Origin of the sequence: Pelotomaculum sp. FP (assembly GCF_004369245.1) — a bacterium.
In the GTDB taxonomy this organism is placed as follows: Bacteria; Bacillota; Desulfotomaculia; order Desulfotomaculales; family Pelotomaculaceae; genus Pelotomaculum_C; species Pelotomaculum_C schinkii.
The window spans coordinates 1-8580 of sequence record NZ_QFGB01000093.1 but is presented as its reverse complement, the minus strand read 5'-3'; the positions used below and the strand labels follow the sequence as shown (position 1 = coordinate 8580).

Sequence of the window (8580 nt, the reverse complement as noted above, 5' to 3'; positions counted from 1 at the left end):
GGCATTTTGCATCACTTTTGGGAGAAGTGACTGAGGTTTATCAGGAGCCGGATACGAGGCCCGTAAGTCCGGTTCTGTGAGAGGGATAACGCCGCAGAAAATTACTGCGGCGCTACCCTACTCGATTTTTAAAAATATTTTAAGTAAGAATACTAAAGTTGATAGAATTCATCCCTGATAAAGACCATTGCTCATCATAGATCTCAGCCGCAAATAGAACGGATTATTACGGAATGATTAGCGCTGCATTTGCAAAAAATTAGTATATCTCATTAACAGCCCGTTAAGGAGGGAAACCCGTATGCATTCATATGTGATTGGTTTCCAGGAGATCGATAAAACCAAGCTCATGGCCGTCGGGGGCAAGGGCTTAAACCTGGGGGAACTGGCAAGAATTGAGGGAATACGGGTACCGGAGGGCTTTTGCGTCACCACCGAGGCATACAGAAGAACGATCGGGCATAACCAGGAGTTTTACGGATTGCTGGAACAACTAGCAGCGCTAAAGTTGGATGACAGAGAAAGAATCGGCGCCATTAGCGGCAAGATCCGTAAGGTCATCGAAGGGATAGAGATCGCCGGGGACATAGCGGAAGAAATCATTCGCCATCTTGCAAAGCTTGGCGAGGAGCATGCCTATGCCGTGCGCTCCAGCGCCACGGCGGAGGACCTGCCGCTGGCTTCTTTTGCGGGACAGCAGGATACATATTTGAATATCAAAGGAAAGGATGCCGTCCTGCGGCATATCAGCAAGTGTTGGGCGTCGCTGTTTACGGACCGGGCGGTGATCTACCGCATGCAAAACGGCTTCGACCACCCCAAGGTCTACCTGTCCGTGGTCATCCAGCGGATGGTTTTCCCCCGGGTCGCGGGGATTATGTTTACGGCCGACCCCGTCACCTCCAACCGGAAGGTACTGTCCATCGACGCCGGCTTCGGGCTCGGCGAGGCCCTGGTCTCCGGCCTGGTGAATCCCGACATCTACAAGGTGCGGGAGGGCAGGATCGTCGATAAGAAGATATCCGCCAAGAAGCTGGCCGTCTACGCATTGGAAGAAGGCGGCACGGAGGAGCGGGAGATCGAGCCCGCATGGCAGCATGAGCAGGCGCTGACCGACGAGCAGGTTTTGCGGCTTGAAGGCATGGGCCGCAAGATCGAGGCGTGTTTTGGCTGCCCGCAGGATATCGAATGGTGCCTTGCTGATGATGCATTCTATATCGTGCAGAGCCGTCCCATCACTACCTTATTCCCAGTACCGGAAAACGATGGGCGGATGCGGGTCTATATATCGATAGGCCACGGGCAGATGATGACGGATGCCATTAAACCGTTGGGGATGTCCTTCTTCCAGTTGTTAGCTAGTGATTTTCAAATGCACAAAGCCGGTGGAAGGTTGTTTTGGGAGGTATCGCACGACCTGGCCTCGCCCGTTGGCCGCAAGATCGTGCTCAGTGCGATGGGCAAGAGCGACCCGCTGATAAAGAACGCGATCTTGAGTTTAATACAGCGGAAGGATTTTATAGCATCATTGCCGCGCGGAAAGAGATCTATCAGCATGCGTACCGAGGGACTGTCCTGGGCAATGTTAGTTCAGGCCTTAAGGATCTACCGTAAGAACGATCCGGCGGTCGTTCAAGATCTCATTGCCTGCAACGAGGCGTCGATCAGAGACCTGCGGCAAAGGATCGCCAACGTCTCCGGGGAGGCACTGTTTGCCTTTATCGTACAGGACCGTAAGCAGCTAAAAGAAATCATGTATGATCCACGCGGCTTTGGAGCGATCATCGTCGGGGCGTTGGTATCGGGTTGGATCAATAAGAATATGGAAAAATGGCTGGGAGAAAAGAGTGCCGCCGACACGCTTTCGCAGTCGGTACCCAACAACGTCACCTCCGAAATGGGGCTGGCGCTGCTGGACGTAGCGGACGTTGTCCGGCAATACCCGGCGGTGATGGAGTATTTCCATCAGGCCAGTGATGAGACCTTCTTCGAGGACCTGGCGAAACTGGAAGGCGGCGATGCCGTCAGCCACTCCCTGCGGGCGTACCTTGAAAAATACGGTATGCGTTGTCCCGGTGAGATTGATATCACCAGGACGCGTTGGAGTGAACAGCCGACCGCCCTCATTCCCGCGATCCTCAGCAACATCAAGAACTTTGCGCCCAATGCGAGCAGCGCCAAATTTGAGCAGGGACGGCTGGAAGCGGAGTGGAAGGAACAGGAACTCTTGAGCCGCCTGGAGCAATTGCCCGGCGGCAAGCAAAAGGCCAAAAGGACAAAGAGGATGATCGGCGTTTTGCGCAACTTTATCGGCTACCGGGAATATCCCAAGTATACCCTCATTCAGCGTTACTGGATCTACAAGCAGGCCCTGCTGAAGGAGGCCGCCAGGCTGGTGCAAAAGGGGGTCATCCGGGAGAAGGAGGATATCTACTACCTGTCCTTTGAGGAACTGCGAGAGGTTGTGCGCACAAACCGGCTGGATTACAACATCATCACCAGGAGAAAAGAGGAGTACGAGATCTATGAGAAGCTGACGCCGCCGCGGGTGATGACCTCCGAGGGCGAGGTCGTCTCCGGTGAGTTCAACACCGGTAATATCCCCGAGGGCGCCCTGGCGGGCATACCCGTTTCATCCGGCGTCATCGAGGGCCGGGCCCGGGTCATTTTAAAGATGGCGGACGCCAGCATAGAGGATGGCGATATTTTGGTAACCACCTTCACTGACCCCAGCTGGACGCCGCTGTTTGTATCCGTCAAAGGCCTGGTGACGGAAGTGGGCGGGATGATGACTCATGGTTCCGTCATTGCGCGGGAATACGGCCTTCCCGCAGTGGTAAGCGTGGAAAACGCCACCAAGCTGATCAAGGACGGGCAGCGGATTCGAGTGAACGGAACGGAAGGGTATGTGGAATTGCTGTGACCGGGGCATGGCCGCTGTTAATAACAGGGACAGGTTCTTATCTTATTGTTAAAGCCAAAGAGGCATGACATTGACAAACCGGTCTTAATTTAGTACCATATTTGTACCGGGGTGATAACAAAATGAATATTAAAGAAGATATTAGGCCCATTTCTTATATTAAGGCCAATGCAGCTGAGATTTTGGCGCAAGTTAACGAGAGCCGCAGGCCTGTCTATGTAACTCAAAACGGAGAAGCTAAGGCGGTTTTGTTGGATACTGAATCCTATGAAAAAATGAAGAAGGCTTTGGGTTTATTAAAAATAGTGGCCCAAGGGGAACGTGATATAGTCGATGAAAAAGTCTTATCACAGGAAGATTTTTTTTCGGTTATGGATCGTGACATTGATAATATAAAACCATGACTACAGGGCCATATCAGGTATTCTGGACACAAACTGCCCAGCATGATTTAAAAAAAATAATTGAATACATTGCCGCTGACAGTGAAATTCAAGCAAGAAGAATTTATCTTGCCATTAAACAAAAAGCTGCCAGCTTACAGCATATGCCTCTCCAGGGAAGAATTGTTCCGGAATTAAGAGATTTTAGCGTTTTAACCTACAGGGAATTAATTAGCCCGCCTTGGCGAATTATTTACAAGACTGACAAAAACAAAGTATGGGTGCTTGCAGTAATTGATGGAAGAAGAAATGTAGAGGACATATTGCTTGATAGGTTCATTTAGTGAACAAGGTAAAGTCCGGTCATGCCTTAAGAATGTTCTTTTCCATCACTTATAGTGCATTTTTACGGTTGAAGCAGTTCTTAGTACGATATAGCTTTGATATAGCTTTCATGTTCACCGTTCAAGCCATATTTCTAACTCAATCGTGCCCTCTTGAATCTCGTATTTGGTACTTAGTCTTGCTAATTAACTCTTTAAATTCATTTTGTGTATAAGCACGTGGTACCAAATAACCAGGTCCTGGAGCAACTTCAAGTATCCTACTACCATTGGCTACATTTTCACTTGCCGCTGCACGGCGGCGGTGGGGTGGAGCGTCAGCGATTCTTTGTATTCCACCAGTTCGATCTCACATTTAGGGCCGATGGTGACCATCTCCCCCCTGACCACTTTGGCCTGGGTGTGCTCCAACGATATATGCGTGCCTTCGATCAATTCCGCAGTAAGCTTGTTAAATCCCCGGCGGAAAAGGCGAAGAAAAGCGCCTGCCAGCCTGCCGAACAGACTGAAATCCGTCAACTTGACATGAATCTCTTCTCCACCCAGTTCCTTGGCCAAACACCTGCCCCCGATTAACACCGTGATGCGGTTTGCGTTCAACAGGCCGCCGACTATCATCGAACCGATGGAGTCGAACTCTTCCGCTTCAATGCCGCCGCAGACTTCCAAGCATCCATAAGAACGAACCCGTTCCGCTTTCAGGTTTTTAAGGATCACAGATTTACCGCTGTTTTTGAACTCCGCAGCCAGGGATTCTGCGTCCACCTTAAGATTCCCGTTACACTGCAGTATCCTGCCTGCCAGTTTCCCGCTCACAAAGCCGCTCCCGTTCACAACAAATTTATCTGATTTGACATTGCCCTGGAAACTGCCTGCTCCCGAGATCCTGATGACGTTCGCCTCGATGTCGCCGTTAATCTTGCCTGACCCGGAAATGGTGACATTGTTGTATTTGCCGCCGTTGGTTATCCCATTGCCGGATATTTTCATATCTTCCACAGCCGTTGTTTGGCTCATAATTCCACCCTCCTATACTCCTTTATCCCCAGCCCCGGCCGGACCTTTGCAGCCGTTTATCGCTCATTAAAGATCACAAAGACCAGGACCGGCAGCGCGGGGATCTTTATATTTTCTTGCAGTCATTAACTGTTGCTTCCTTCGCCTGAGCAAAGTATTCTTTGTATTCGACCAGCCCGATTTCACAGCCGGGCCCGATGCTCACTTTGTTCCCCCGGACCACCCTGGCTTTGGTGTATTCCAGCTTGATGTCGTCTCCTTCAATGGTTTCGCAAATGAGGTGTTGATATCCAACAAACATTCTGAAACGTGTCCGGACTTGAATGGTTTCCCCGCCCATTTCTTTGACTTCACACAGGCCGTAGGGGCTTATGTCAATTTTACCGGCGTTCAACAATCCGTCGATGGTAAAACCACCCATTACCGCTAAGGATTCGGCATTACAATCTCCCCTGACCGTTACTTCGCCCACAATCTTGACTTCATCCGCGCTGATGCTGCCGTCCACGTCGGAAGTGCCGACAAGCTTAAAAAGTTTGGCCTGCAAACCGCCATGAATGTTGCAGACACCGGTGACCTTAAAGTTGGCGCAATCCAAAACTCCGTCGATATCTGCTACACCGCGAATAACAACATTGTTATAAACTCCCCCGGATGCCGTCCCGTCACCAAATATTTTTAAATTGCGATTTTTCCGGTTAGCTTTTTCCATCACTGGTTCTCCCATTTAAATTATTTTTAATTTCAATTCTTCAATGCAGTTAGCCAGGTTAAGCTGAAAAACCACATAAGCGCCGCTTTCGAAATGGACCTCGCCGGGGCTCGAGATCAAAAGACAAGTGGCTATACCCAGCTTCCGAACGAAAATAAGATCGCAATTCTTACCCTGAAATTTGGGATAATGCTCCGTCAAAGCTGACAGCAAGATTTTCCCCTCTTCCAGGCTCAGCTCACCCGTCTGCAACATCTTTTCGAGGACGTAGACATAAAGAAGCTGCTTAAAATCAAAAATTTCGACATCTCCGTGATGTTTAACAAAGATATCAAGAACGATATTTGAAACAATGTTACGCTTTAATAACTCTTCCTTTTTTAGGGAAGCTTCCGCTGGATTGGGAGAAAACATGCCGGCCAGTGCGTCCAGAGACAAATCTTCCTTCATGTTCATGATTTTATTGATTCTGGCCAAGATTTTCTCCTTTGGGAAAAAGGTCTCTTGACCGGTGAAAGTGGACTTCTTGACAAACCAGTCTTCTGGAATCAAGTTTTTTCGCTTCCACCGGTACAACTGCCCATAGGAAATCCCGGTAAGGTCCAGCAACTCTTTTTTAGAGATCAAGTCCTGTTCCATTGTTGTAACACCCCTTCACATGATAGTGTAACATAACATTGTTACGTTGTAAACAAAAAAGAATGGCAGGTAATATTATCCTGCTCCAGGTCTTGCCGCATACTATAATAATGCGATCCAGTATTATTGTCTTGATAAAGCGTAAAAATAATAAGGTATAATGACTAAGAGACTTTATTCACCTGTTAATCCAATTAGCCTCAGTAGGATCGATATCCTGATGGGGTTATTATTTTTTTCCATAATTTCCATGTAACATAGAGTGTAATTCAATCGTTTTTATAGGTAAATACCGGCCGGAGAAAGTAGGTGTTGGTACTTGTGACTGGGGCCGATGAACTTCAAAAGATACGGGAGGGTGATTTTAGATCCATTGAACAGATCTGCCTGGCCACCTGGGAACCTCTTTACCGTTTCATTTATTTCAAAGTGCAAAACCGTGAGGAGGCGGAGGATATCACCCAGGAAACCTATGTCAAAACGCATCTTCGCCTTTAAAGACCGTATCGTCCTGGATTACGGTGATACCGCAATTGTTGAAACTGCCGCCAGAGGATCCTTCGAAGCAGCCGCTAATGCCGCGCTTGGCACCGCTGCCGGCGGCCCGTTGGAAGTATGGGGGGAACGGTTGCGGTGGCGGCAGGACGGGCTTGAAATTCAAGCCGAAGGGTCACGGCGGGTGGAGTTGGCCCGTCAGATTGCTCCCGGCCTTACTCTCCCGGACACCGGGAAAGACCTGGTCAACAAGGCCCGGGTCAAAGTCCCGGTGGACTTGGAGATTGCCAAAGCCGGCCAGCAGCAGGTAGACAGAGGAAGCAGCCCCTGGCAGCTTGATCCCCTGCAGGTGTCGCTCACCTTCGTCAACTTGAAGGTATCGCCGGAAGGAATCATCGGCGAACCGAAGGTGCCGGAGCAAGCCTTTAAACTGGCAGCGAACAACGGCGTTGAGGCAGTGGTGGAGGTTATCAGCGGTCCAATTAGCAAGGTCTACCTGCAGCGGCTCGTCCGGCAGGACGAGACGGGCATCTGGTCGGTCGTCGGGTACGATCCCCGTTAGATAGTAAAATTAAGGGGACACATCTCTGAACAAGGAAAGGGGACACACCTCCTTCGGAGGTATGTCCCCGATGGAAGGTCTCCAACTTATGAATGTTCCCTTAATTTATATATTCTCTGAACTGGATCACTCCTTCAAACCGTCTTATTTGGAAGAGGGGACACACCTTATTTCTAAAGAAAGAGGTCAGAAGTCATGTATCCTTTATTACGAGGGAGGTAATGAATTGTTTAAAAAACTTGCTCTGATAATTTTTTGCTTTAGCCTGGTTGTTGCAGCAGCTGGATGTACCACGAATAAGCAGACTGAACCTGAAACACCAAATACGGTAATGAATGATTTCCTTACCCTCACTCAAACGGATTCCAGACTGGAAGAAGTTGCCAATTTTATAAAAGACAACATCTCCAATGTTTCTGAAGAAGATGCTTCAAAGATGGTGGACGAATTTGAAAAAATCCAGAAAAAGAATCTCCCACAATTTGAGCGTATGTTTACTGAAGATAGTATGCAAAACAAAATAAATAGTGAATACAAATCCATCATTACTCAATCTGATATCAAGGACACCGAGCTTAAAGAATTATTAGCCAAAACAAAAGCCGGCGGTTACAAGGTGGAAACTGCTGAGGGGTTTTTCTTCCCTATTATTGATTACGGTTTCTACAAAAATTTTAGTTCCTATGTAACTCCCGACATGAAAGAGTATATTGCTCTAATGGCTGAGGAATCCGATAAAGTTCCGGCAAAAGACGCAGCTCTGGTTATTGGCTGGGATGAAGTCTTAAAAAGGGCATTGAATCAGGAGAAGTTTATAGACGCCCACAAAGATTCCGTGAAAGTTAGCGATGTAAAGGAATTGTATGAAAAATACGTTACTTTTGTCCTATACGGTGCTAACAACACTCCGCTCTTTAGCTATGATTCAAAAACATTAGATCCGAAAGCCAAGGAGGTTTATTTTAACGCTGTTGCAAACGCTGGCAACAGCGAGTTTATAACAACATTAGGTGGATTTTTAGATTTGGTCAAAAATAATAACTACAAGCTAACCAATGAAGTTGAGAAATACCGGGAGGACGTTATTCAAAAGATAAAGATAAGTTCAGCAGAGCTAAGCAGTCCAATTTCAGAACAAAAAGACGGTGCACAGGCAGCGTTACTGAATGAGATCATGCAGTCAGCCCGGCAGGGGAAAATAATAAATTGCGAATTCCCTGTGGAAACCACTGTTATAGAAACCGTAAAGGAGAGATGGGGAGAGCCGGACAAATCGGAATACATCGCTGCCGCTAAAGGGACGTACACCACTTATACAAAATACAATGTGGTTTTTGGGTTTAACAAAGGCTCGCAGATTTTTGATGTCAGGTCATATCGGTTTAAACCCCTAATTTTAGAGTCTACTCCCCTTATTCTCTTGTTTACATAGAATTAATAAATATTGCTCACGGAACAGGAAAACCAATAAGCCTCAATTCATTTATTGTGAACAGCTAAGGCGA

9 protein-coding genes are annotated in these 8580 nt (G+C 47.9%); 6 read left to right on the top strand and 3 right to left on the bottom strand.

The window, feature by feature from the left end:
• Positions 1-301: 301 nt before the first annotated feature.
• From ppsA to Psfp_RS20260, 3 genes are all read left to right on the top strand, one after another.
• Entirely contained in the window at positions 302-2923 is a 2622-nt protein-coding gene (gene ppsA, locus Psfp_RS20270) for a phosphoenolpyruvate synthase (protein ID WP_134220323.1), read from the top strand.
• Between the two features lie 122 nt (positions 2924-3045).
• Positions 3046-3327: a type II toxin-antitoxin system Phd/YefM family antitoxin gene (locus tag Psfp_RS20265; RefSeq protein ID WP_134220322.1), complete on the top strand. Its 282-nt coding sequence runs from the start codon at positions 3046-3048 to the stop codon at positions 3325-3327.
• Complete coding sequence (locus tag Psfp_RS20260) at positions 3324-3650, top strand: type II toxin-antitoxin system RelE/ParE family toxin (RefSeq protein ID WP_134220321.1); 327 nt, start codon at positions 3324-3326, stop codon at positions 3648-3650. Before Psfp_RS20265 ends, Psfp_RS20260 begins: the two co-directional genes overlap by 4 nt.
• Before the next feature lie 273 nt (positions 3651-3923).
• Here Psfp_RS20260 and Psfp_RS20255 read toward each other — a convergent pair whose 3' ends face one another.
• From Psfp_RS20255 to Psfp_RS20245, 3 genes are all read right to left on the bottom strand, one after another.
• Positions 3924-4667, bottom strand: a complete 744-nt coding sequence (locus Psfp_RS20255; RefSeq protein ID WP_134220320.1) for a polymer-forming cytoskeletal protein — start codon at positions 4665-4667, stop codon at positions 3924-3926.
• Between the two features lie 106 nt (positions 4668-4773).
• A complete protein-coding gene (locus Psfp_RS20250) occupies positions 4774-5379 on the bottom strand; it encodes a hypothetical protein (protein WP_192895565.1) in 606 nt (201 codons plus the stop codon).
• Positions 5380-5394: 15 nt separating this feature from the next.
• The gene (locus tag Psfp_RS20245) at positions 5395-6018 is read right to left on the bottom strand and encodes a YhbD family protein (RefSeq protein WP_134220318.1); all 624 of its coding nucleotides are present in this window, start codon (positions 6016-6018) and stop codon (positions 5395-5397) included.
• Between the two features lie 312 nt (positions 6019-6330).
• Here Psfp_RS20245 and Psfp_RS20240 point away from each other — a divergent pair, with 312 nt between their 5' ends.
• From Psfp_RS20240 to Psfp_RS22375, 3 genes are all read left to right on the top strand, one after another.
• Positions 6331-6516 carry a hypothetical protein gene (locus Psfp_RS20240; RefSeq protein ID WP_243120828.1) on the top strand — a complete coding sequence of 62 codons (186 nt, stop codon included), beginning with the start codon at positions 6331-6333 and terminating at the stop codon, positions 6514-6516.
• Complete coding sequence (locus Psfp_RS20235) at positions 6491-7075, top strand: hypothetical protein (RefSeq protein WP_134220317.1); 585 nt, start codon at positions 6491-6493, stop codon at positions 7073-7075. Before Psfp_RS20240 ends, Psfp_RS20235 begins: the two co-directional genes overlap by 26 nt.
• A gap of 226 nt (positions 7076-7301) precedes the next feature.
• A complete protein-coding gene (locus tag Psfp_RS22375) occupies positions 7302-8507 on the top strand; it encodes a YjgB family protein (protein WP_243120827.1) in 1206 nt (401 codons plus the stop codon).
• Positions 8508-8580 lie beyond the last annotated feature (73 nt).